This window comes from Nonomuraea roseoviolacea subsp. carminata, assembly GCF_024172185.1.
Taxonomy (GTDB): domain Bacteria; phylum Actinomycetota; class Actinomycetes; order Streptosporangiales; family Streptosporangiaceae; genus Nonomuraea; species Nonomuraea roseoviolacea.
In genome coordinates this window covers 9,659,474-9,682,345 of the sequence record NZ_JAMZEC010000001.1, presented here as the reverse complement: position 1 = coordinate 9,682,345, position 22,872 = coordinate 9,659,474, and the positions used below count along the sequence as shown (strand labels likewise).

Below are 22,872 nucleotides of genomic sequence, written 5' to 3'. Positions count from 1 at the left end.
CGGATGCAAGCCCCCCTGCGGCCCCGCGCGTCCACCGCGGACAATGGTGACCATGACACGAGCGGTGTACGTCGCGGCGGCCGAGGCGGCGAGCAACAAGGGCACGATCGCCCTGGGCATGGTGGACCTGTTGTCCCGGCAGGTGGAGACCGTGGGCGTCTTCCGGCCCGTGGTCCGGGCGGGGCGCGAGGACAACCTGGTCAACACCATCCGGAGCAGGTTCCAGCTCGGCGCGCCGTACGAGACGTACACGGGCGTCACCTACGACGACGTGCACGCCGACGCCGACCGCGCGGCCGGCGACATCGTGGCCCGCTACCGCGCGCTCGCGGGCCGGTGCGACGCGGTGGTCGTGGTCGGCACCGACTACACCGACGTCGGCGCGCCGACCGAGTTCGAGTTCAACGCCCGGCTCGCCGCCGACCTCGGCACCCCCGTGCTCAACGTGGTGAGCGGACGAGGCCGCACGGTCGCGGAGATCGACGCCGCGGTCGAGCTCTCGTCCCGGCAACTGGCGCAGCACCACGCCCAGGAGCTCGCCGTCGTCGTCACCCGGGCGGCCGGCGAGCCCGTCGCGCTCGACCACCCCACGCCGGTGTTCGTGCTGCCCGAGGACCCCTCCCTGCGCGCGCCCACGGTCGCCGACCTGCTGGACGCCTGCGACGGCCGGCTGTTCCTCGGCGAGCGCGAGGGGCTCGGACGGGAGGCCAGCGCGCTGATGGTCGGCGCGATGTCGCTGCCCAACATCCTCGACCGCTACACCGAGGGAGCCGCGGTGATCATCCCGTCCGACCGGGCCGCCGCGCTCCTGCCGGGGCTGATCGCGGCGCACGTGGCGCCGGGCTTCCCGACGCTGTCGGCGGTGATCATGACGGGTGGCGCGGACCTGCCCGTCCCGGTGGACCGGCTGCTGCACAGCATGGCCGTCCCCCTGCCGGTCATCGTGACCGAGCACGACACGTTCGACACCGCGACCCGACTGTCGGCGGTGGAGGGCCAGTTCACCCCCCAGGCCGGCGGGAAGACCGACACGGCGCTGCGGCTGTTCGCCGAGCACGTGGACGGCCGGCTGCTGCTCGACCGGCTGGCCATCGCCAAGACCGACGTCGTCACGCCGCTGATGTTCGAGTACGAGCTGCTGGACCGGGCGCGTGCCCGACGCCGGCACATCGTGCTGCCCGAAGGCGAGGAGCCGCGCGTCCTGCGCGCCGCCGACGTCCTGCTGCGCCGCGGCGTGGCCCGGCTCACGCTGCTCGGCGACGAGGCGCGGATCAGGGCGCAGGCCGCCCAGCTCGGCCTCGACCTGGACGAGGCCCGGGTGCTCAGCCCGTTCGACGGGGAGCTGCGCGAGCGTTTCGCCCGCGAGTACGCCGCGGTCCGCGCCCACCGGGGGATGACCGTCGAGTTGGCCCGCGACACCGTCACCGACGTGTCCTACTTCGGCACGCTGATGGTCCACACCGGCATGGCCGACGGCATGGTCTCGGGCGCGGCGCACACCACCGCGCACACCATCAGGCCGGCGTTCGAGATCCTGCGCCTGGGGCTGGTCTCCAGCGTGTTCTTCATGTGCCTGGCCGACCGGGTGCTGGTCTACGGCGACTGCGCCGTCAATCCCGACCCGAGCGCCGAGCAGCTCGCCGACATCGCGATCTCCTCGGCCGGCACCGCCGCCCTGTTCGGCGTCGATCCCAGGATCGCCATGCTGTCGTACTCCACGGGGACCTCCGGCGCCGGCGCCGACGTCGACAAGGTCCGCGCCGCCACCGGCCTGATCCGCGAGCTGCGCCCCGACCTGCCGGTGGAGGGGCCCATCCAGTACGACGCCGCGGTCGACCCCGGCGTCGCGCGGACCAAGATGCCCGGCAGCCAGGTGGCCGGACGCGCCACCGTCTTCGTGGTGCCCGACCTCAACACCGGCAACAACCTCTACAAGGCCGTCCAGCGCAGCGCCGGCGCCGTCGCGGTGGGACCGGTGCTCCAGGGGCTGCGCAAACCCGTCAACGACCTGTCCCGCGGCGCCACCGTCGCCGACATCGTCACGACCGTCGCCATCACCGCCGCCCAGGTGCGCGACGACGAGCCCGATCCCGGCCGCGCGGACGGAGCGCTCCGGCGTCCTGTCATGAGATGAGCGCGTGCGCCTGCCGGGCGATCTCCCATTCCTCGTCCGTCGGGACGACCAGCACCGCCACCTCGGCGCCGGGCGGTGAGACGGCCCGCTCGCCGTCCCCGCCCGCCTCGTTGAGCGCCGGGTCCACGACGACGCCGAGCCGCTCCAGCCCCGCCAGGCAGGCGGCGCGGGTGGCGGCGTCGTGCTCGCCGATCCCGCCGGTGAGCACGATCGCGTCGACCCGGCCGAGCAGCGCGTAATAGGCGCCGACGTACTTGCGGATGCGCCGGGTGTAGACGTCCAGGGCCAGCGCGGCCTCGGCGTCGTCGCGCGAGCGCAACTCCCGCATGTCGCGGGTGCCGGCGAGGGCGAGCAGGCCGCCGCGGTTCGTCAGCGCGTGCTCCACCTCCTGGGCGTCCAGCCCGTCCACCCGGGCCAGGTAGCCGGCGAGCGCCGGGTCGACGTCGCCCGAACGGGTGCCCATCACCAGCCCCTCCAGCGGGGTCATGCCCATGGAGGTGTCGATGCTGCGGCCGCCGGAGATCGCGGTGGCGCTCGCGCCGTTGCCGAGGTGCAGCACGATCAGGTTGAGGCCCGCGAGGTCGCGGCCGAGGAGGGCGGCGGCGCGGCGCGAGACGTAGGCGCAGGAGGTGCCGTGGAAGCCGAAGCGCCGCACGCCGAGCCGCTCGCGCCAGTCGCGCGGCACCGCGTAGGTGTGGGCCTCGGGCGGCAGCGTGCGGTGGAAGGCGGTGTCGAACACGGCGACCTGCGGCACGCCGGGGAACGCCTTGCGCGCGAGCCGGATGCCGGCGAGGTTGACCGGGTTGTGCAGGGGGGCGAGCGGGGCGAGCTCCTCGATCGCGGTGACGACGTCGTCGTCGATGAGGACGGCCTCGGTGAAACGGGTGCCGCCGTGCACGACCCGGTGCCCGACCGCGACGGGCGACAGCGGGGGACCGGCCTCCTCGAAGGCCGTCATCATCGCCTCCAGGCCCTCGCCGTGCCCGGGGAAGGGCCGTTCCCGCACGTACGGCGGCCCGTCGCCGGTGCGGTGGGTGAGCCGCCCGCCGTCCTCGCCGATGCGCTCGACCAGACCGGCGGCGGGGCGTTCGCGGGTGGTGACGTCGACGAGCTCGTACTTGATCGAGGAGGATCCCGTGTTGAGGACGAGAATGCAGCCGGTCATGACCATGACCCTAGTTCCCGCCGGGTCCGCGCCGCGCCTCTCCCTCGAACGGGCAGCGGGCGTCCCGGCAGGGACGGCCGGTGAGGCGCCGGTAGAGCAGCCAGAGGAGGACCGCCGCCAGCACGTGGGCGGGCACCTCGACCAGGAGCTTGAAGACGCCCATGGCCACCGCCTGCCCCTCGTGGTAGAGCCGTAGCTGGTTGGCGAGCAGCGCCGCCTCCATGGCCAGCCACAGGGAGTTGACGATCGTGAAGGCCCGCAGGCGCACCGGGCAGCGCCGCCAGGCCAGGCCCCGGCGGGTGACCAGCCCGGTCACCAGCCCGGCCGGGGGGAGCCTGAGCAGCAGCAGGACGGGTGTCGCCACGGCGACCACGGCGCGGACGGCGATCAGCGGCAGGAAGTAGTCGGCCGCCTCACCCGACAGCGTGGCCAGGGCGCCCGCGAGGGCGGCCAGGCCGAAGCCGCCGACCGCCGGCCAGACGCCGCGGGACTGCCGGAGCCGGTGGAGGGCGACCAGCGCCGCCACGCACAGGGCGACGCCCAGCGAGAGCGCCAGGTCGCCGGTCACCGCGTACGGCACGGTGAAGCCCAGCGCCGGCGCCGCCGTCTCCGCCACGTGGAGCCCCGCCTCGCGCAGCACCCCGCATCACTCCGAGCGCTCGCGCGACTCGGCGGCGGCCCAGGCGAACACGCCCCTGGCCATCAGGGAGTCCTCGGACCGCGCCCGCGCCGCGAACACCTCGGCCCGGATCCGGTGCAGAGCGGCGTCGTCGGGGGCGGCCTGGACGGCCATCTCGGCCAGGTGCCCGGCGAGCCGCTGGTCTCCCGCCTCCAGGGCGCGCAGCGCCGCCTCGCCCACCTTCCCCGCGCCGCCGGCCAGCTCGGCCACCGCGCCGGCCAGCACGGCGTCCGGGGCGGGCTTGAGATGCGCCGGGTTGCCGTCGTGCCAGCCGCCGTACAGCCGCCAGATGGTGCGCACGACGAACTCCGGCTCGTCGTAGTGCGGCCGCAGGTACGGCCGGTCGGCCAGCCGGGCCGGCGGCCTGACCCGCTGGATGGCGGTGTCGAGCCTGGCCCCCTCGTTGAGCAGGGCCAGCGTCTGCTCGACCAGGCTCTCCAGCCATTCGGCCGTCTCGGTCAGCGCCTGCTCGATCCGGTCGGCGCCGAAGATCGGCGCGCCGTGGCCGGGCAGCATGATCTCGGCGTCCAGTGCCGCCATCCGGCGCAGCGCGACCGCCCACTCGCGCGGGTAGCGCTGCGCCTTCTGCGGATTGCCGCAGTTGGGGGCGAGCCAGATGAACAGGTCGCCGGGCAGCAGCACCCGCCGCTCGGGCAGGAACCCGACGCTGGCGTCCTCGGTCTCGCCCTTGCCGTGGAAGAGCGCGAACGGGCCGGCGGTCAGCGTGGAGCGGTAGTCCACGTCCGGGTACCGGTACTCCGACGGCCAGCTCAGCTCCTCCAGCTGGAACTGCCTGCGGTTGACGACCGCGTTGTAGCCGCGCGTGAGCAGGTAGCGGTCGAAGCGCGCGGCCACGGCCTCGTGGGCGGCCACCACCGGCCGGGGGCGGCCGGCCGCGTCGGCCTCGGCGTCGAACGGGCCCACGCCGGAGACATGGTCGATGTGCCCGTGGGAGTGGACCACGGTCGTCACCGGGTCGGCCGTCCACGCCCGCACGTCCTGGCGCAGCCGTTCGGCGTCGTAGGGATTGCCCGTGTCGAACAGGGCCGCCTCGCCCCCGTCCCTGACGACGACCGTGTTGCCGAACCCGGCGCGGAAGCCGACGTCGTCCGCCACCTCGACGACGCCGGTCCCGGACAGCCCGGCCCGCACCACACTGTCGGCGACCTCCCCGGACCAGACCTGGTCGGCGTACTTCACGATGTCCATCGGCGGCTCCTTCGTCGTCGGCGAGATCCGGGGGGTGTGGCCACTGTGGCGGGCCGGATCGGGCGCGCACAATCACTCCCGATCCCACCGGCGTCCCGCACAGGTTGTGAGATGTCACAATCTCGCCATGGACGACGATCCCGCGCTCAGCGCCGCCAGGATCGCGGCCCGCTGCGAGCCCCAGGTCAACCGGCTGACCCGGCAGATCGTGGCGGAGCAGGCGAGCGCCATCCCCGGCCTCGCGGTCCTGCCCGCGCGGCTGCGCGACGTGGAGATGGCGGCGAGCGTGCGGCACGGCTTCCGCCTGTTCCTGCGCTTCGCCCAGGGCGGGGACGCCGCCGACCGCGACCTGCGGGTGTTCCGCGAGCGGGCGGCGCAGCGGATGACCGACGGCGTGCCGCTCGCCACCCTGCTCAGCGCCTACCTGCTGGCCTACCGGTCGATGTGGCGGGCGCTGTGCGCGGCGGCGCTGCCCGGCGAGGAGTACGGACTGCGCCTGCTCGGCGAGCTGATGTTCCAGACGCTGGAGTGGGTCACCGGCGCGGTCAGCGAGGCCTATCTCGGGCAGGCCGCGCTGGCCGGGCGCGGCGAGGCGCTGCGCGCGGTGGCCGGGGCACTGCTGACGGGTCAGGCGGCCGACGACGTCGCGGCCCGGCACGGGGTGAGCCTCGAACCCGGATACCGCGTGCTGCACCTGGCGATCAGCCCGGACGGCGCCTCTCCCGTGGAGGTGCGGCGCCGCCTGCGCACGGTCCAGGCGGCGCTCGACCGCCGCGCCGGAGAGCCCGTCATGACCCGGTTCGGCCCGGAGGGCGGCCACGCCCTGCTGCCGCTGCGGCTGCCCTCTCCCGACGACCGGCTGCCCCGCCGTCTGGCCGAGGCGGAGGTCCGGGTCCACATCGGGCTGAGCGTCGCCGAGCGGCGCGCGGACGTCCCGGCCGCGGCCGGGCAGGCCACCAGGATCGCCGAGGTGGCCCGGGCGGCCGGCCGCCCGGAGGGTCTCTACGAGCTGGGGGACGTCCTGCTCGACTACCACCTGAGCGCGCCGGGCGCGAGCGGCGCGCGGCTGGCGGGGCTGCTGGACGTGCTCGACTCCTCGTTGCTGGAGACGCTGGACGCCTACTTCGCCGCCGACTTCGACCGCCGCGCCACCGCGCGGGCGCTGAACGTGCACCCCAACACCGTCGACAACCGGCTGGCCAGGGTGAGCGCCCTGATCGGTGCCGACCTGCGCGCCTCCCGGGGCATCCTCCTGGTGGGGGCCGCGCTCACCGCCCGCCGCCTCGGCGGCTGACCCGCTTGGTGCGCGGATCAGCGCCTACTGGTTGCCGGCTCGGGCGCGGTCAGCCGTCCGGTACGGTTCAGCGCCCCGACCGCGACCGCGCACGCCGCGCCCAGCAGGAACAGCGCCGCCCCCGCCGGAGCCGGCGAGCCGGCGCCCAGCAGCGCGCCGACCACCAGGTTGCCCAGCGTCACGCCGACCCCGGCGACCGTGTTGTACAGCCCGTAATGGGTGGCCACCAGCCGCTCCCCGGACAACGCCACGACGGTGTCCATCTCGAACGGGTACGTCAGGGCGGTCCCCGCGGCCAGCAGCGCCGTGCACGCCAGCACCGCCGCCACCCGCGCCGCCGTGGACGGCGTCGCGCCCGCAGGCACCAGCGGCAGGAACGCCACTGCCATGAGCGCGAGGCCGCGGACGACGGCCCGCGGCCCGCTCCAGCGGCGGCGCGCCCAGTCGGTGATCCTGAGCTGGCCGGCGATCGCCACCAGCGCCGACACCACGAACAGCGAACCGACCGCGCCGGCGTCACCGAGCAGCAGCGGCAGCGCCAGGTACACCTGGAACGACAGCACGTAGGAGCCCGCCATGGCCGCGGAGAACAGCAGGAACGGCCGGTTGGCGACGACGGCGCGCCAGTCGGTCAGCACACCCGCCCCGCTCGCGGGCTCCGCGCGGCACGGCGGCAGGGCGAGGAGCTGGAGCAGCGTCAGCAGCCCGAAGACGGCCGCGGCCACGGCGCACACCAGCCGGAAGTCCACGCTCAGCAGCGCGAGCCCGATCACCGGGCCGGCCAGGATGCCGGTCTGGTAGAAGACGTTGAACAGCGCGAACGCCTCCACCCTCCGGCCGCCCGAGCCGTGCGCGAGGCAGGCGCGGACCGCCGGGTTGAACAGGGCGCCCGCGAAACCGGTCATCGCCGAGGCGGCCACCAGGGCGGGCAGCGCGTCCGCGACGCCCAGCAGCGCGAAGGCGACCGTGCGCAGCAGGCAGCCGGCGATGATGACGGGCCGGTGGCCGAGCCGGTCGGCCAGCGTGCCGCCCAGCAGGAACAGGCCCTGCTGGCTGAGGTTGCGCACCCCCAGCACGAGCCCGACCGTCCACGCCGCCAGGCCCAGGCCGTCCGCCAGGTGCCCGGCCAGGTACGGCATGAGCATGTAGAAGCCGATGTTGATGGCGAGCTGGTTGACCATCAGCAGCCGCACGCCGGGGCCGAAGGAGGCGAAGCGGCGCCACATCAGCGCATCACCATCCGGGTCCAGCGGGTGACCTCGGCCTCGGCGGGGTGCCCGATCCGGTCCGGCTCGCGGGCGGGAGGCCGGCCCAGCAGGTCGTGCTCGGCGCAGTAGCCGTCGTCGTAGACGGTCGTGTAGTAGCGGGCGGGGCCGTCGGGGAAGACGGCGGCGATCCGGCGGCCGGCCGCCTCCGTCCGGGCCAGCCACGCGGCGACCACGGTGACGGCGCCGACGCTCCAGCCGCCGGTGGTGTAGTGGGTGGCGGCGAGCGTGCGGCAGGCCCACACCGCCTCGTGCGGCGCCACCCAGTGCACCTCGTCGAACGCGTCGTGGTCCACGTTGCGCGGCTGGATGCTGCTGCCCAGCCCGCGCATGAGCCGCGGCCGGGCGGGCTGGCCGAAGATCGTCGAGCCGGTGGCGTCCACCCCCACGAGGCGGAGCCCGGGATTGTGCTGGCGCAGCGTCCGCGCCACCCCGGCGGAGTGGCCGCCGGTGCCGACGCTGCACACCAGCACGTCGATCCGGCCGAGCTGGGCGAGCAGCTCGTGGGCCAGACCGGCGTAGGCGGCCACGTTGTCGGGATTGTCGTACTGGCGCGGGCAGTAGGCGCCCGGATGGGCGGCGAGCAGCTCGGCGACCCGGTCCAGCCGGGCGCGCTGCCAGCCGCCGGCCGGGTGCGGACGCCGCACGGTCTCCACCCGCGCCCCGTAGGAGCACAGCAGCCGGTGGACGATCGCCTCCATCCCCGGATCGGTGACCACGGTCACCGGATGGCCGTGGACGATGCCGGCCAGCGCGAGTCCCAGGCCGAACGTGCCGGAGGTGGACTCGACGATCATCGCGCCCGGGGCGAGCTCTCCTCTCTCCCGGGCGCGTCCGACGATGTGGAGGGCGGGCCGGTCCTTCAGGCCGCCCGGGTTGGCTCCTTCGAGCTTGGCCCAGAAACCGCGCCCGAACGGGGCGAACGGCTCCCCGATCCAGCACACGGGCGTGTCACCGGCCAGCCGCGCCAGAGCGGACGAGGGCCGGGACGGAGACGAGATCGTTGACATGCTTCACACACACTTCTCCCGCGCGGCGGCGGGACGCTACCGACAAGGACTGAGGACGGACGTGGCGCGGGCCCGTCCTCAGGGCCGGTAGACCTCCAGCGTGTGACGGCGCGCGGCCCTGTCGCGATGGCCGCGTCCGGGGTGGTGCCCGGGCGGGCTCCCCTCGGTGTGCGCGACGGGCACGGCCGGCTGCGGCGACGGCGTCGCCCGCCGCGCCACCGGTTCGCAGGGCACGCGCTTCGGGGCGGGGAGCACGAACCCGTCGCCGTCGGGATGGTCGACGTGGTGATCGTGATCCGCGCCGTGCGGGCAGGCCGCCCACCCGGCCGGGTCGGGCATCGCCCGGTGCTCGTCCGTGGACAGGGCGTGCGCCCACAGGTGCGCGATCACGAGGGCTCCGAGCAGCACGGAGAGCCACGCCACCCGGCGCGGCAGTCCTCCCGGCCAACACGGAGCGCGCATCTTCACCTACGGACGGTACACAGGCCGGGGCGGGCGCTCGCGGTCCGGCGCGCGGTGGCGGCCATCTTCTCGGCTCGTCAGCCGCCCACCCGTCCGCGACGCCGGGCGGGGGAGCGCCCCGCGGCGCGGGTCGCGGTCAGGCCGGGTCCGCGGCGGTGCGGCGTCCCGCCTGGGCCTGCCGTCGCTCGCGGTGGGCGGCGGCCTTGACGCGGCTGCGGCAGGCGGAGGAGCAGAAGTGGCGCACGCCGTTCCGGGAGCCGTCCACGTACACCCGGTCGCAGGCGACGGCCTGGCAGACGCCCAGCCGGCCGCCCAGGTCGCTGCCGATCGCCAGGGCCAGCGCCGCCGCGCAGCCCGCGCTCCAGCCCACCGCGAGGGTGTCGTCCGGGCCGTGGAAGTGGACCTGCCACGGCTCCCCGGGGGCCTGGTCGAGCTGCGGCCGGGCGCCCGTGGAGAGCAGGAGCGCGTTCACGACGGCCGCCGCCTCGCCCATCCGCTCCGCGCTGACGGCTTCGAACACCTGCCGCATGCTCTCGGCGGTCCGGACGAGGTACTCCGCCTCCTCCACGGTGACCGTGCGAGGGCCGGAACCGGACCGGGGGAGGGCCGCGTCGACCGCGGCGGGCAGCAGGCCGGCGCGCGGCGCGGTGTAGGGCCGGCCGCGGGCGGAGCCGTCCGTGAGGGTGTTGACCAGGGACACGGCCGCCTCCAGCAGCGTGGCGACATGACCATCGAACATCACTTGACTGGTCACTCCTTCGAGTCCTAGGTTCATGACCGGCGTCAACCCTTTGGTCGGTCACGGAGGTCAGTGTATGCGTTTCCCGGGCCGCGGCCGGCGGCTGCCCCGTAACGTGTGGCTGCTCGTCGTGGCGCGCGCCGTGAACCGCCTCGGAGCGTTCTCGATCTCGTTCCTGACGGTCCTGATCACCAGCGAGTTCGGGGCGAGCGCCGCGACCGCCGGGCTCGTCTCCTCGGCGTTCGGCCTGGCGACGATCCCCTCGCGGCTCCTCGGCGGCCTCCTCGCGGACCGGCTGGGCCGGCGGCGCACGATCGTGCTCGGCCTGTGCTGCTGCGCCGTGGTCCAACTGGCCGTCGCGGGCGCCGGCTCGGTGGCCGCGGTCGCGGTGCTCGCCGTGCTGCTCGGCCTGGCCTTCGAGCTGTACGAGCCGCCCAGCCAGGCGATGATCGCGGACTCCGCCGGCCCGGACGACCGGACCCGGGCGTTCAGCCTCTTCAACGCGGCCCTCGCGGCCGGCGGCATGGGCGCGGGGCTGATCGCGGCGGCCGTGGGGCGCTGGGACCTGCGCTGGCTGTTCGTCGTCGACGCGCTGACGTGCCTGGCCTGCGCGGCCGTCGTGCGCCTCGCCCTGCCGGGCGATCCGCCGGGCGACCGGCGCGCCGAGGCCGGAGGCTCCGGCGGGACGACGCCCTGGCGCGATCCGGCGCTGGTGGCCATGTTCGTCTGCGGCACGCTGTTCGCCACCGTGTACATGGGGATCATGGTCGCCCTGCCCCTGGCCCTGCCGCTGCGGGGCCTCGAAGCGGCGGACGCCGGTCTCCTCTTCACCGTCTCCGCGGTCACGACCGTGGCCGGGCAGCCGCTGCTGCGCCTGCGCCCCGTGGCGGGGCTGCCGCCGCCCGTGGCCCTGGCGGTGGGGTCGGTCCTCATCGCGGCGGGGCTGGCCGGCTACGCGGTCGCCCGCGGCCTGCCGGCCTTCGTGGCCGCCACCGTGCTGTGGAGCCTGGGCGACCTGTTCATGGTCGGTCGCGCGTACGCGGTCGTCGCCGGCCTCGCCGCGCCGGACGCCCGGGGCCGCTATCTCGCCGTCTACGGGACGAGCTGGGGCGTCGCCGCCGTGGCGGCGCCCCTCGCCGGCACCCAGCTCCTCGAACGCGTGGGCGCGGGAGGCATGTGGGCCGCCGCGGCGGGCGTCTGCCTCGTGCTGGCCGCCGCGCAGCTCGGCGTCGGGCCGCTGCTCGCGCGGCGCCCGCCCGCGCGCCCACCGGCCGCCGAACCGGGAGAGCTGGAAGAGCTGGAAGAGCTGGAAGAGACGGAAGGGTCGGAAAGCTCGGGACCGGAAGGGCCGGGAGGGTCGGTCAGCGGTGGCTCGTCAGCAGGGCGTGGTGGTCGACGTCGTGGGGCCCGTCCGGGTCGGCGTGCACGGTGGCCGCGCGCAGGCGTGGCAGGTCGTGAATGAGCCGGTGCTCCGCCTCGACGGCGACGGCGTGCGCCTCGACCAGCGACAGCTCGTGGCTCACGATGATGTCCACCTCGGCGTGCAGGGCGTGGCCGACCCAGCGCAGCCGTACCGACCCCACCCGCAGCACGCCGCCCGTGCCGGCGAGGATCCGCTCGGCCTGGTCGACCAGCCGCGGGTCCACGGCGTCCATGAGCCGGTGGTAGATCTCCCGGCCCGCGTCGCGCAGCACGAAGCAGATGGCGGCGGTGATGAGCAGGCCGACGACCGGGTCCGCGAGCGGAAGACCGAGCGCCGCGCCGCCGGCCCCCAGCAGGACGGCGAGCGAGGTGAACCCGTCGGTCCTGGCGTGCAGCCCGTCCGCGACCAGTGCCGCCGAGCCGATCTCCCGGCCGACCCTGATCCGGTAGCGGGCCACCCCCTCGTTGCCGAGGAACCCGACCACGCCGGCGGCGGCCACCCACCAGAGCGCCCGCACGTCCTGCGGCTCGATCAGCCGCCTGACGGCCTCGTAGCCGGCCAGCCCGGCCGAGGCGGCGATCACGACGACGATGGCGATCCCGGCGAGGTCCTCGGCCCGGCCGTACCCGTAGGTGAAGCGGCGCGTGGCCGCCCGCCGCCCGAGGGAGAAGGCGATCGCGAGCGGGACGGCGGTCAGGGCGTCGGCGACGTTGTGCAGCGTGTCGCCCAGCAGCGCGACCGAGCCGGAGAACGCCACGATCACCGCCTGGGCCGTGGCCGTGACCATGAGTGCGGCGAAGGAGACGGCCAGCACGCGCATGCCGCGCGAGCTCGACTCCAGGGCCTCGTCGCTCTTGTCCGCGCTGTCGTGGCTGTGCGGGGTGAACGCGTGCCCGGCCTGCCGGACCAGCCGCCCGAACCCGCCCCCGCGACGCCCGTGCCCGTGCCCGTGGTCATGCCCGTGCCCGTGGCCATGTCCGTGCCCGTGGCCGTGCTGGTCGGGCGGCAAAGGGCGGTGGTCGTGATGATCGGACATCGCATCCCTCGCTTGCGGGCGGCAACCTCACCGGCGAGTATATGTAGTCATGTACGCACGCGACAACGACTCAGGTGCGAGTCAGCCGCAGGAGCAACCCACTTCCGCCCAGGTGGACGCGGCCGTCGAGGCGTTCCGCATGCTGAGCGACGCCACCCGGCTCCGCCTGATGTGGGTGCTGTCGTCCGCCGAGTACGACGTCGGCTCCCTGGCCGAGACGATCGGCGTGGCCAGGCCCTCCGTCTCCCAGCACCTGGCCAAGCTCCGGCTGGCCGGTCTGGTGCGCACCCGCAGGCAGGGCCGCCGCGTCCTCTACCGCGCCCGGGACGCGCACGTGCGGGCGCTCATCGCGGAGGCCCTTTCCCACGCCGATCACGAGGTGTCCGGCATTCCCCGCCACGACGACTGAGCCGTCCCCCCGGGCTGACCGGGGATCCGGTGGCCGACCGTGCTCGGCGCGTACACGGTGATCGCGGCGCCGACCGCCCTCGGCCGGACGCCCGGCGCGGAGACCGGCCGGCGGTGGACGAGGAGGCCGCTACCTGGGCCGCGTGTCCGCGGCGCGCCGGAGGCGGTCGAGAGCCAGCCCGGCGAGGACCATGGCGATCAGCCCCACCCCGATGGCCAGGAAGCCGCCGACGATGCCGTAGCCGGTGCCCGGACCACCCTTGGCGGCGGCCACGACCAGCCCGCCGATGACCGCGCCGGCCGTCCCCGCCGCCAGGGCCGCGATCGCCCCCCTCCTCCGGGGGCCGGCGCCGATCCGGCCGGCGGAGCGGGCCAGGGCCAGCCCGCCGGCGACCAGACCGGCCAGCCCCAGGGCCATGCCCACCAGGGACCAGAGCCGCCCGGCGGTCATGGTGTAGGCGCTGACGGGGTCCGGCTGGACCAGGGCGTGCGCGGCCGCCGGGGTGGCGAGCCAGACGGCTCCGAGCAGGGCGGCCGCGGCGGTGGCGGGCAGGCGACGGACGGGCATGAGGTGCTCCTTCTCCTCCGGTGAGGTGTCCTCGATGACGGGCTGTCGTCCGATCCTGTCCGCCGCGCCCGCCCCGGTCGTCCGCCGGGCGTGGGGGATGCGCGCTGCCGCCGATGCCGTAGCCGTCTGCCGTGGACGCCGCAGGAACCGCGCAGGTACCGCAGGCGCGGTAGACGCCGGTCATCCGAGGGGAGGAGTCGCCCGCGGGGAGGGTCCGGCTAGGGTGCCGCGCATGAGCACAGCGCGGTCCGGTCTCCCGGCGGGTGTCGTCGACTGGGCGATCGCCGCCGGCGTGGCGGCGGCGCTCCTGGTCACCGGACTGTCCGGGCAGCGCTCCGCCGCGAACGCCGACGTGCTCGGCTACGCGCTGCTGACGGCCGGCGGCCTGGCGCTGGCCGCGCGCCGCCGGGCCCCGGTCGTCGTCCTGGCCGTCACCGGGCTGTGCGCGGTGGGCTACCAGGCGGCCGGTTTCGACGTGCCCGCCGTCGCGTACCTGTTCGCGGTGTACGCCGCCGTGCGGGCAGGGCACCGCGCCGTCACGGTGGCGGCCAGCCTGGTCATGCTGGCCCTGCTGCCGGTCGCTGCCCTGGCCTCGGGCCTGCACGACACGGGCGAGGCGTTCGCCCGGGCGCGCGGCGCCCTGGAGCTGGCCTGGCTGGTCGCGGCCGGCGCCGCGGGAGAGGCGCTGCGGCAGGCCGAGCGGCGGGCGGCGGAGGCGGAGCGCACCCGGGAGGAGACCGCGCGGCGCCGCGCCGACGAGGAGCGGCTGCGCATCGCGCGTGAGCTGCACGACTCGCTCACCCACCAGATCTCGATCATCAAGGTGCAGGCCGAGGTCGCCGTCCACGTGGCCCGCAAACGGGGCGAGCGGGTGCCCGAGTCCCTGCTGGCGATCCAGGAGGCCGGACGTGAGGCGACCCGGGAGCTGCGGGCGACCCTGGAGGCGCTGCGCGACGACGACACGCCCCCGCCCCGCGGGCTCGACCAGGTCCCTGACCTGGTGGAGCGGGCTCGGGCGGCCGGCCTCGACGCCACGCTGACGGTGCGGGGACGACGCCAGGACGTGCCGGCCGCGGTGGACAGGACCGCGTACCGCATCGTCCAGGAGTCCCTGACCAACGTCGCCCGTCACGCCGCCGCGGCGACGGCGTCGGTCCGGATCGACTACCGTCCCGACGCCCTCGCGGTACGGATCGACGACGACGGCGGGGCCACGCCGGACACGGCCCCGGTCCCCGGCGTCGGGCTGCTCGGGATGCGCGAACGGGTCACGGCGCTGGGCGGTCGCCTGCGGGCGGCGCCGCGCGAGGAGGGCGGGTTCACCGTCCACGCCGAACTCCCCGTGGACGGCCCGTCGTGATCCGGGTTCTCCTCGTGGACGACCAGCCGCTCATCCGCAGCGGGTTCCGCGTCCTGCTCGACCTGGAGGACGACATCGAGGTGGTGGCCGAGGCCGCCGACGGGGAGGAGGGCCTGGCCCTGGTCAGGAAGCACCGGCCCGACGTCGCGCTCGTCGACGTCCAGATGCCGGTCGTCGACGGGATCGAGGCGACCCGGCGCATCGCCGCCGATCCGGCCCTGTCCGGGGTGCACGTCGTCATCCTCACCAACTACGGCCTGGACACATACGTCTACAACGCCCTGCGCGCCGGCGCGGCCGGATTCCTGGTCAAGGACATCGTGCCGGAGGACTTCCTGCACGCCGTCCGCGTCGCCGCGCGGGGCGACGCCCTGCTCGCGCCGTCGATCACCCGCCGGCTGATCCACCGGTACGTCACCGAGCCGCCGCACGCCGACGCCCGAGCCGCGCTGGAGGAGCTGACCGGCCGCGAGCGCGAGGCCGTCGCCCTGGTGGCGAAGGGCCTGTCCAACGACGAGATCGCCGCCCGCATGACGATCAGCTCCATGACCGCGAAGACCCATGTCAACCGGGCCATGGCCAAGCTCCGTGCCCGTGACCGCGCCCAGCTCGTGGTGCTGGCCTACGAATCCGGGCTGGTGACCCCGCGGACCTCCTGACGGTCAGAAGTACTCGGCCATCAGGCGGTCCACCCATTCCGGCTGCCGGACGGAGCCCGGCAGGAACTGGCGCATGACGGGCTTGAGGTCGAGGACGGGGGTGCCCGTGACGGCGTCGAGGCCGCGTACCCGCAGCTCCCGCCCTTCCGCCGAGACGACCTCGCAGACCGTGCAGCCGATCCGGTTGGGCCGGCGTGGCCCCCGGTCGGCGAACACGCCGACCTCGGGGAGGCCGGCCCGGCCGCGGGGCCGCAGGAAGCGGCGGTAGTCGTCGCGTTCGGGGAGGCGGTCGACGGCGAAGACCACCTCGACGTGGGAGAAGCCGGCGAGCCCGGTGAGACAGCGGTCGCCGAGGCGCGCCTCGATCACGATGGTGCTCTCCACGCCGCCCCAGTGGGCCGCCCCAGTGGTCGGTGTCCGCCGGGTCGGCGCGTTCGTTGTGGACCGTCCCGATCGGGGTCACGCTGATCGGCGGGCGGGGGGCGGGCGTCGTCATGGGGGATAGCTCCTGGGGTGCGCCGGTCATCGAGCCGGGGTGGTGGCGCTGGTGAGCGCCTCCTCGATCCGGTCCACCGCCGTCATGGCGCCGAAGGCGAGCAGGCGTACCAGGTCGGCGTCGGTGGCGCCGGTCGTGCCGCGCCACGCGGTGACCTCCGCCTCCGTGACGTCGTGCGGCGCGAGGGCGGCGAGCAGGGCGAGCCCGGCGGCGGGCCGGTCGGCCTCGGGGAACCGGGTCAGCCGCTGCGTCAGCCACGGGCCGCGCGGCAGCGACCCCGTGGCGGCCGGCTCGGCGACCGCGGCCCGGAGCAGCGGCCGGCTCCGCTCGCTCAGGAACGCGGCGCCGGCGCCCGCCGCGCCGCGCAGGGCGGCGAACGCGGTCGCCATCGGCGCGTCACCGGCCCAGGCCGGCGCCGGCGCAAGCGGCACACCGGCCAGCAGCGGCAGGGCGGCGCCGCGCGCGAGTTCGCGGTGAACGGTGCGGGTGTAGGCCATGGCGCCGAGGCGGCGTACCGGCTGGGCTCGCTGCAGGTTGCCGGGGAGGAGCTGCTCGTCGGTGAGCGCGGAGAACATGCGGTTGACGAAGTGGGTCGCCAGGGCCGTGCCGAGGTACTCGGCGGCGAGCTCGGCCCGGAACGGGGCCGGCGTCAGGCGCGCCCGGTCGAGGGTGCGCGTGGCTTTGGCCCAGGTGACGAGCGCGGCGTGGTGGTCGTCGGCCGGGGTCCGGTCGTGGAGCAGGTCCTCGGCCAGGCGGTGCTCGCCGAGGGCGTGGATGAGGATGCTGTGCGCGTCGATGCAGAACCGGCACCGGTTGGCCTGTGACACGGCCACGGCCACCACTTCCTTGTCGGTGCGGGGGGCGAGTCCCGCCAGCTCCGACTCGCGCAGCACGGCCCAGGCGGCGGCGTGCACCTCCGGCGCCGGGGACAGCATCATGAACGCGGCCTGCCCGAAGTCGGCCGTCGACTGGGCGTACACCTCGGCGACCCGGCCGGTGGCCGACCTCCTGGGCACGGCGGTGACGTGGCGGATGGACATGGTGATCTCCAACGTGATCGAGGGATGAGGGGGAAGACTCGGAGGCCCGGAGGTTCGGTCATGAGCGGCGGGCGATCGCGCGGGCGATCCGCCGGGCCTCGATCGGATGGCGGCGCAGGGTGCCTTCGATCGCCGGCCGGTAACCGGCGAACCAGAGTCCCGCCGTGGGCGGGCGGCTGCCCGCGACACGGCGCGGACGTCCGTCGGGGTCGAGAACGCCGAGGTGGCCGACGAGTTCGGTGAGACCGGGGTCGTAGCCGGTGGCGGCCAGCACGATGTCGGGCCGCAGCCGGGTGCCGTCCCGCAGCACGACGTCGGAACCGTCGAGGTGGTCGACGACGGTGACGACGCTCAGCCGGCCCGCGGTGAGATGCCCGACGAAGCCCTGGTCGACCGCGACGGTGACGCCCCTGGTGCGCATGCGCTCGAACGGCCCCTGCCGCGGGGCGGGCAAGCCGTAGGCGCTCAGGTCACCGAACGCATGGTCCGCCACGGCGCGGGCGAGACGGTCGCGGACCCGTTCGGGCAGCGGGCGCAGCGCGACGGTCAGCGGATGCAGGGGCACGCCGTGGAGCTGCCGGGGCAGGATGGTCGGCGGGCTGCGCACCGACATCCACAGCCGCCCGACACCGGCGTCCACGAGGTGGCCGGCGATCTCGACGCCGGAGTTGCCGGCGCCGACGAGCAGAACCCGCGCGCCCGCGAGCTCGGCGGCGCGGCGCAGGGTGGCGACGTGCCGGATCGGCCGCCGGAAGCCGGCCCGGCCGGGCCAGTCGGGCACCCGGGGGACGCGGTCGTGGCCGGTGGCGACGATCACGTGCGGGGCGCGGTGGGGGCCGGCGTCCGTGGTCACCTCCCAGCCGCCGACGACGGCGTCGATCCGCCGGGCGCGCACCCCACAGCTCACCTGGAGCCGCGCCTGCCGGGCGAAGCGTTCGAGGTAGGCGACGTAGTCGTCCCGGCGGACCCACCGGCCGGCGGCCCTGGGGATGCGCAGGCCGGGCAGGTCGGAGAGCCAGCGGATGGTGTTCAGTCGCAGTTCCTCGTGACGGCGCCGCCAGGAGGTGGCCACCCCGTCGCCCTGCTCCAGGATGACCGGGTCGATCCCGCGCCGTCTGAGGGCGGCGCCGGCGGCCAGCCCGGCCGGGCCGGCGCCGATGATGACGACGGCGGGTGTCACGCCGGCCGCCGATCGGCGGCGGTGGCCGCGCTGCCGTCGCCGTCCTCCTGGCTCTCGCGGGAGGGGCGCAGCAGGACGAGGGTGAGCAGGCAGCCGAGGAACGCGAGGGCCGCAGAGGCGGCGAAGCCGGCCCGCAGCCCGGCCAGGTAGCCGGCCGTCCCGGTGACGGTGGAGGCCAGGACCAGGACGGCGGTCACGCCGAGGCCGGACCCGATGCGCTGGGCGGTGTTGACGATGCCCGCGGTCACCCCGGCGTCGGCCTGGTCCACGGCTGTGACGGCGGGCGCTGTCACGCCGACGAACGAGGCGGGCAGGCCGACGCCGAGGAGCAGCGCGGCGGGCAGCACGTCGCCGAGGTAGTCCACGGTGGGGGGCAGTGTCGCGAACCAGGCCAGCGCGGCGGCCTGCGCCGCGAGGCCGGCCGCGAGCAACGTTCGGGCGCCGAAGCGCTTGACGGCGGCCGGGATCGCGGTGCGGGAGGCGACCAGCCCGGCCGCGGCGACCGGCAGGACCGCCAGGCCCGACCGGGTGGGGCTGTAGTGCTGGGTGTTTTGCAGATACAGGGCCAGCAGCGCGAACGCCGGCACGTGGGCCGCGCCGACCAGCGCGTTGACGACCGCGGAGCCGGTGACCTGGCGGATCCGGAACAGCCGCAGCGGCATGAGCGGCTCCGCGCTGCGCGCCTCGGTGGCGACGAAGCCGGCCAGCAGCGCCAGCGCGACCGCCAGCAGGATCGCGGCCCACGTCCGTCCCGCCCGGTCGGCGAGCGCGCCGAACGCGTACCCGGCGAGCAGCAGGCCGCTCGTGCCGAGGACGGCGCCGGGCAGGTCGAGCCGCCTGGCGGAACCCGCGCGACGCGGCGGGTCGGCGGGCAGCAGCCTGCCGATCGCCGACAGCGCGACCACACCCACCGGCAGGTTGATCAGGAAGATCGACCGCCAGCCAGGCCCGTCGGTGAGCAGGCCGCCGGTCGCCGTGCCGATGGCGGCGCCGGCCGCGCCCATCGCGCCCCAGACCCCGAACGCCCGGCGGCGGGCGTCCGGCTCGGTGAACGTCCGCGTCAGCAGCGCGAGCTGGGCGGGCACCGTCAGGGCGGCGCCGATGCCCTGGACCGCGCGCGCCGCCACGAGCACCCATGCCTCCCCCGCGTACCCGGCCGCCGCCGACGCCACGGTGAACAGCGCCAGTCCGGCTCCGAAGACCCGCCGCGCGCCGAGGAGGTCGGCCGCGCGCCCGCCGACGAGCATGCACCCGCCGAGGGCCAGCAGGTACGCGTTCGTGACCCAGGCCAGCCCGGCCTCGTCCAGACGCAGACCGGCGCCGATGCTCGGCAGGGCGATGTTCACGACCGTGGTGTCCAGGAAGACGACCAGCTCCACCGCGGTGATCAGCACCAGCGCGGCCGTGTGACCGGTGTCGGTGCGGCTGCCCATACGCCACCCCCTTTCACGAGAGCTGACATGAGAGGTTTCACTGGCGATTTTCGCTAGAGCGGTACTTCAGCGAAGATTGCACTAGAGTGGCACTCTAGTCAAGCGGAGGAGATCGCTGGTGACCCCACCCAAACCCGGTGCGCGCGAGACGAGGCCCGGCGGAAGCGCGGCCAAGCCTGGCGCGCGCGACACCAAGCCCGGCGGAAGCGCGGCCGGGCCTGGCGCGAGCACGGCCAAGGCCGGTGTGCGCGCGGCCAAGGCCGCCCAGACCCGCGCCCGCATGCTCGCCGCCGCCCGCGACCTGTTCGTCGGACGCGGCTACACCGCCACGAGCATGCAGGCCATCGCGACGGAGGCCGGGGTGGCCGTGCAGACGCTGTACTTCACGTTCGAGACCAAGCGCGCGATCCTCAAGGAACTGCTCGACATCGAGGTGGCCGGCGACGACGCCCCGGTCGCCACGCTCGACCGTCCGTGGGTCGCCGAGGCGCTCGCGGCGCCGCCGGAGGAGCTGCTGCGCCGCCTCGCCGAGGCGACCACCGGCATCCATGCCCGGGTGGCGGCGCTGCTGGAGGTCGTCCGCTCGGCCGCCGCCACGGACGCCGAGATCGCCGAGCTGTGGGACACCAACATCGCGCAGCGGCACACGGTCCTGGCCGTGTTCACGGGAGCTCTGGCCGCCAAGCAGGCGCTGCGCCCCGGCCTGAACGCGCTTCGCGCCGCAGACGCGGCCCTCGCCGTACTGGCGCCGGAGACCTATCGCCTGCTGACCCGCCACCGGGGGTGGAGCGACCGCGCCTGGGCCGACTGGGCGGCCGAGACCCTGATCGACACGCTGCTTGCGCGGAGCGAATGACTAGTGTAATGCTCTAGCGAAATGCAGCGGGGAGGGTCCGGGTGTCGGGAATTCTGGTGATCGGTGGCTACGGCGCGGTGGGCGCCCGGGTTTCGGCCACCCTGGACGAGTGGTTCCCCGGCCGGGTCATCGCCGCCGGCCGCCGTCCTGAAGCCGCCCCCCGTCCGGATGGCGCCGATCGCCGTCCTGACGGCGCCCGCCTGCCCGGCACCGTACGGAGGGCTCGGCTCGACGTGGCCGATATCGCGGACCTGAAGCGGCTCCTCGACGCCGAGCGCGTCGCGGCGGTCGTCCTCTGCGTCGAACCGCCGGACGCGGCCGTCGCCGAAGCCTGCTTGTCCCGCGGCGTCCATCTGATCGACGTCGGCGCGTCCGACCACCTGTTGCGCCAGGTGGAGGCCCTCGCCGACCGGGCGACCGCAGGCGGGGCGACCGCGGTCCTCAGCGCCGGCCTGGCGCCGGGCCTGACGAACCTGCTCGCCAGGCGCGCGCACGAACGCGTCGGCGGCGCCCGGCGCATCGACATCACCGTGCTGCTCGGCGCCGGCGAGCAGCACGGCGCCGACGCGGTGGCCTGGACCGTCGACCGGCTCTCCCGGCCCGCCGCCGGCGCCTCGCGGCGCTGCGTCATGCCCGGTCACGGCCGCCGCACCGCCTTCCCGCTGGACTTCTCCGACCAGCACAGCCTGCGCCGCACCCTCGGCGTTCCGGCGGTCACCACCCGGATGTGCCTCGACTCCGCCTTCTCCACCATGCTGCTGGCCGGCCTGCGCCGGCTCAGCGTGTTCCGCGCGGCTCGTGGCCTCCTGGCGCGCCGGCTCGCCATCGCCGCGCTGTCCCGCGTCCACATCGGCGGGGACGGGTTCGCCGTCCGCGTCGACGCGGTCAACGGCGACCGGCACGCGGCGCTCGCCCTCACCGGCAACGCCCAGAGCCGCGCCACGGCCCTCGTCGCCGCGCACGTCACCCGCGCCGTCCTGGGTGGCGGGCTCCCCGTCGGCGTGCACCACATCGACCAGTTGCCGGCCCTGGCGGATCTCCCCGAGCGACTGGCCACGTACGGCATCGTCCCGCACACCATGCCGAGCTGAAGAGGCCGCGCGGACAGGTGCCTTCGACGGCGGCTTCGGGATCGCCGACGTGGTACCAGGGCGGCGACGTCGGCCGCATCGAGAGCCCGAGCCACCCAGTACGAGCGCGGAACCGGCTCGTCTATCCCTCATCGAGCTCCTGGTCGGCGGCTTCGTTGGCGTGGTCGATCTCGGCCATGTGCTCCACGGCCCAGTTCCGCGGCCCGGCAAGCGCGACTTCCAGGGACAGCCCGAGTCCGGTGAGGCGGTAGAAGAGCCGCGGCGGGGCGGCGCCCGGCGGCCACGACGTCATGGCATCTCAGGGGTGCGCGTGCCGGTCGATGCCCAGGGTGGCGATGAGGTCCTCGTGGAGCTCGAACCACACGCGATGGCAGGAGTCGACGTCGGTGCGGTCGACCCAGGCGCCTTCCCCGGCCCGGGCGCGCGCCAGAGCCGCGGCGAATCGCGTGTCGTATCCGCGGAACCGCGTGAGGACCCCGCCGAGCCGGTCCGCGAGCGGCGCGAGGGCGCGCTCGATGCCGGCGAGCTCTTCCAGGATCCGGGCGTCCCACGCGGCGTCGGTGTGGTCGTTGGCGGCGAGCCGATCGCCGGCGGTGGGCCGGAGCTGCCAGTCGGTGCAGGCCCGCAGCAGCAGGGCGTTCAGCGGGAGGAACTCCCGGTAGACGTCCCGGACCTCCTCGGCGCCACCGGCCCGCGCGAGCTCGGCCGCGAGCTGCCGCTCGTTCTCGGCCCGGCCGGACTCCGTCAGCGACCAGCCTCCGCTGCCGGCGAAGGCGGTGTGCTGGACCCAGCCGCGCGCCTCGGCGTCGTGCAGCGCCTCTTTCGTCTCGGCCGCGTCGAGCCCGTACCGGTGGGCGATCGCCGGGGTGTCCGCGTACCCGGTGATGCGCACGGCGTGCAGCGCCAGGAGGTCGGGAGAGGAGTGCCGGGTCACGAGCCGGAGTCCTGTCGTGCGGTCAGGCGGTTGTAGTGCTGCTGGCACGCCTGCGGGGAGTTGAAGCCCATCGCGTCCGCCATCTGCGCCCAGGTCAGCCCCGCGCCGCGGGCGGTGAACAGCAGGGCGGACTCCAGCCCTTCGATCTCGGCGCGGGCGGCGGGCAGGAGCGCCAGCGCGTTCAGGACGTCCTCCGGGGCCAGCTCGGCGTGGCGCCAGACGGCGAACTGCACGAGGTCGACCGCTGACGGCGGGGCGGGCGGCGGCCGCCACGGGCGGGGGTCGAGCGCGTCCGCGCCCAGGCTGAGGAGGCGCCGGCTCGCGTCCTGCTCGCGGCGGGCCTGGTCGTGGTCGGCGTGCGCGGCGCTGCTGATCTCGTGCTTGCGGGACATGGCCCCATGATGCACAATCAACAAATTGTTGTCAATAAA

At 75.3% G+C, this 22,872-nt stretch carries 24 protein-coding genes; 8 read left to right on the top strand and 16 right to left on the bottom strand.

Annotated features, from left to right (window positions below; translation table 11 throughout):
* The first annotated feature begins 52 nt into the window (after positions 1 to 52).
* Positions 53 to 2,134, top strand: a complete 2,082-nt coding sequence (gene pta, locus HD595_RS45130) for a phosphate acetyltransferase (RefSeq protein ID WP_253780858.1) — start codon at positions 53 to 55, stop codon at positions 2,132 to 2,134.
* On the opposite strand, the gene HD595_RS45125 is transcribed toward pta, so the two are convergent.
* From HD595_RS45125 to HD595_RS45115, 3 genes are read right to left on the bottom strand one after another with little or no spacing between them, the layout of a single operon-like run.
* Positions 2,124 to 3,299 carry an acetate/propionate family kinase gene (locus tag HD595_RS45125; protein WP_253780856.1) on the bottom strand — a complete coding sequence of 392 codons (1,176 nt, stop codon included), beginning with the start codon at positions 3,297 to 3,299 and terminating at the stop codon, positions 2,124 to 2,126. The two genes, pta and HD595_RS45125, sit on opposite strands and share 11 nt — an antisense overlap.
* A 10-nt stretch (positions 3,300 to 3,309) precedes the next feature.
* Entirely contained in the window at positions 3,310 to 3,939 is a 630-nt protein-coding gene (locus HD595_RS45120; RefSeq protein ID WP_253780854.1) for a DUF3159 domain-containing protein, read from the bottom strand.
* Between the two features lie 6 nt (positions 3,940 to 3,945).
* Positions 3,946 to 5,187: an alkyl sulfatase dimerization domain-containing protein gene (locus HD595_RS45115; protein WP_253780852.1), complete on the bottom strand. Its 1,242-nt coding sequence runs from the start codon at positions 5,185 to 5,187 to the stop codon at positions 3,946 to 3,948.
* A gap of 127 nt (positions 5,188 to 5,314) precedes the next feature.
* Here HD595_RS45115 and HD595_RS45110 point away from each other — a divergent pair, with 127 nt between their 5' ends.
* Positions 5,315 to 6,481: a PucR family transcriptional regulator gene (locus HD595_RS45110; RefSeq protein ID WP_253780850.1), complete on the top strand. Its 1,167-nt coding sequence runs from the start codon at positions 5,315 to 5,317 to the stop codon at positions 6,479 to 6,481.
* A gap of 17 nt (positions 6,482 to 6,498) precedes the next feature.
* On the opposite strand, the gene HD595_RS45105 is transcribed toward HD595_RS45110, so the two are convergent.
* The 4 genes from HD595_RS45105 to HD595_RS45090 form a co-directional block, all read right to left on the bottom strand.
* Positions 6,499 to 7,707 (bottom strand): MFS transporter, encoded by a 1,209-nt coding sequence (locus HD595_RS45105; protein WP_253780847.1) that lies wholly within the window; start codon positions 7,705 to 7,707, stop codon positions 6,499 to 6,501.
* Positions 7,707 to 8,756 carry a PLP-dependent cysteine synthase family protein gene (locus tag HD595_RS45100; RefSeq protein ID WP_301309768.1) on the bottom strand — a complete coding sequence of 350 codons (1,050 nt, stop codon included), beginning with the start codon at positions 8,754 to 8,756 and terminating at the stop codon, positions 7,707 to 7,709. The genes HD595_RS45105 and HD595_RS45100 overlap by 1 nt, the downstream gene beginning before the upstream one ends.
* Positions 8,757 to 8,834: 78 nt before the next feature.
* A complete protein-coding gene (locus HD595_RS45095) occupies positions 8,835 to 9,179 on the bottom strand; it encodes a hypothetical protein (RefSeq protein WP_253780844.1) in 345 nt (114 codons plus the stop codon).
* A gap of 175 nt (positions 9,180 to 9,354) precedes the next feature.
* Positions 9,355 to 9,957 carry a CGNR zinc finger domain-containing protein gene (locus tag HD595_RS45090; protein WP_253780840.1) on the bottom strand — a complete coding sequence of 201 codons (603 nt, stop codon included), beginning with the start codon at positions 9,955 to 9,957 and terminating at the stop codon, positions 9,355 to 9,357.
* Positions 9,958 to 10,033: 76 nt separating this feature from the next.
* Between HD595_RS45090 and HD595_RS45085 the strand changes: the two genes are divergently transcribed.
* The gene (locus HD595_RS45085) at positions 10,034 to 11,419 is read left to right on the top strand and encodes an MFS transporter (RefSeq protein ID WP_253780837.1); all 1,386 of its coding nucleotides are present in this window, start codon (positions 10,034 to 10,036) and stop codon (positions 11,417 to 11,419) included.
* Here HD595_RS45085 and HD595_RS45080 read toward each other — a convergent pair.
* The gene (locus HD595_RS45080) at positions 11,319 to 12,416 is read right to left on the bottom strand and encodes a cation diffusion facilitator family transporter (protein WP_253780834.1); all 1,098 of its coding nucleotides are present in this window, start codon (positions 12,414 to 12,416) and stop codon (positions 11,319 to 11,321) included. The genes HD595_RS45085 and HD595_RS45080 overlap by 101 nt on opposite strands.
* Positions 12,417 to 12,465: 49 nt before the next feature.
* Between HD595_RS45080 and HD595_RS45075 the strand changes: the two genes are divergently transcribed.
* Complete coding sequence (locus tag HD595_RS45075; RefSeq protein WP_253780831.1) at positions 12,466 to 12,825, top strand: ArsR/SmtB family transcription factor; 360 nt, start codon at positions 12,466 to 12,468, stop codon at positions 12,823 to 12,825.
* A gap of 129 nt (positions 12,826 to 12,954) precedes the next feature.
* On the opposite strand, the gene HD595_RS45070 is transcribed toward HD595_RS45075, so the two are convergent.
* Entirely contained in the window at positions 12,955 to 13,392 is a 438-nt protein-coding gene (locus HD595_RS45070) for a DUF6223 family protein (RefSeq protein ID WP_253780828.1), read from the bottom strand.
* Positions 13,393 to 13,624: 232 nt separating this feature from the next.
* On the opposite strand from HD595_RS45070, the gene HD595_RS45065 reads away from it, so the two are divergent.
* Both HD595_RS45065 and HD595_RS45060 read left to right on the top strand, forming a co-directional pair.
* Positions 13,625 to 14,752 (top strand): sensor histidine kinase, encoded by a 1,128-nt coding sequence (locus tag HD595_RS45065; RefSeq protein WP_253780826.1) that lies wholly within the window; start codon positions 13,625 to 13,627, stop codon positions 14,750 to 14,752.
* Positions 14,749 to 15,411, top strand: coding sequence for a response regulator (locus tag HD595_RS45060; RefSeq protein WP_253780824.1), 663 nt, complete (start codon positions 14,749 to 14,751; stop codon positions 15,409 to 15,411). The genes HD595_RS45065 and HD595_RS45060 overlap by 4 nt, the downstream gene beginning before the upstream one ends.
* A 3-nt stretch (positions 15,412 to 15,414) precedes the next feature.
* Here HD595_RS45060 and HD595_RS45055 read toward each other — a convergent pair whose 3' ends face one another.
* The 4 genes from HD595_RS45055 to HD595_RS45040 all read right to left on the bottom strand — a co-directional run bounded on the left by HD595_RS45055 (position 15,415) and on the right by HD595_RS45040 (position 19,560).
* Complete coding sequence (locus tag HD595_RS45055; RefSeq protein ID WP_253780822.1) at positions 15,415 to 15,795, bottom strand: TrmO family methyltransferase domain-containing protein; 381 nt, start codon at positions 15,793 to 15,795, stop codon at positions 15,415 to 15,417.
* A 138-nt stretch (positions 15,796 to 15,933) separates the two neighbouring features.
* Positions 15,934 to 16,947 carry a carboxymuconolactone decarboxylase family protein gene (locus tag HD595_RS45050; protein ID WP_253780820.1) on the bottom strand — a complete coding sequence of 338 codons (1,014 nt, stop codon included), beginning with the start codon at positions 16,945 to 16,947 and terminating at the stop codon, positions 15,934 to 15,936.
* Positions 16,948 to 17,005: 58 nt separating this feature from the next.
* Positions 17,006 to 18,127, bottom strand: a complete 1,122-nt coding sequence (locus tag HD595_RS45045; protein ID WP_253780817.1) for a flavin-containing monooxygenase — start codon at positions 18,125 to 18,127, stop codon at positions 17,006 to 17,008.
* The gene (locus tag HD595_RS45040) at positions 18,124 to 19,560 is read right to left on the bottom strand and encodes an MFS transporter (protein ID WP_253780815.1); all 1,437 of its coding nucleotides are present in this window, start codon (positions 19,558 to 19,560) and stop codon (positions 18,124 to 18,126) included. The genes HD595_RS45045 and HD595_RS45040 overlap by 4 nt, the downstream gene beginning before the upstream one ends.
* Positions 19,561 to 19,678: 118 nt before the next feature.
* Between HD595_RS45040 and HD595_RS45035 the strand changes: the two genes are divergently transcribed.
* Both HD595_RS45035 and HD595_RS45030 read left to right on the top strand, forming a co-directional pair.
* Positions 19,679 to 20,416 carry a TetR/AcrR family transcriptional regulator gene (locus HD595_RS45035; RefSeq protein WP_253780813.1) on the top strand — a complete coding sequence of 246 codons (738 nt, stop codon included), beginning with the start codon at positions 19,679 to 19,681 and terminating at the stop codon, positions 20,414 to 20,416.
* A gap of 41 nt (positions 20,417 to 20,457) precedes the next feature.
* Positions 20,458 to 21,507 (top strand): saccharopine dehydrogenase family protein, encoded by a 1,050-nt coding sequence (locus HD595_RS45030; RefSeq protein WP_253780811.1) that lies wholly within the window; start codon positions 20,458 to 20,460, stop codon positions 21,505 to 21,507.
* A gap of 121 nt (positions 21,508 to 21,628) precedes the next feature.
* Here the strand turns inward: HD595_RS45030 and HD595_RS45025 are convergent, their stop codons facing one another.
* From HD595_RS45025 to HD595_RS45015, 3 genes are read right to left on the bottom strand one after another with little or no spacing between them, the layout of a single operon-like run.
* Positions 21,629 to 21,799, bottom strand: a complete 171-nt coding sequence (locus HD595_RS45025; protein WP_253780809.1) for a hypothetical protein — start codon at positions 21,797 to 21,799, stop codon at positions 21,629 to 21,631.
* Positions 21,800 to 21,805: 6 nt separating this feature from the next.
* On the bottom strand, positions 21,806 to 22,441 hold the full coding sequence (locus tag HD595_RS45020) for a transcriptional regulator (protein ID WP_253780807.1): 636 nt from the start codon (positions 22,439 to 22,441) through the stop codon (positions 21,806 to 21,808).
* Complete coding sequence (locus HD595_RS45015) at positions 22,438 to 22,833, bottom strand: DNA-binding protein (protein WP_253780806.1); 396 nt, start codon at positions 22,831 to 22,833, stop codon at positions 22,438 to 22,440. The genes HD595_RS45020 and HD595_RS45015 overlap by 4 nt, the downstream gene beginning before the upstream one ends.
* Positions 22,834 to 22,872 lie beyond the last annotated feature (39 nt).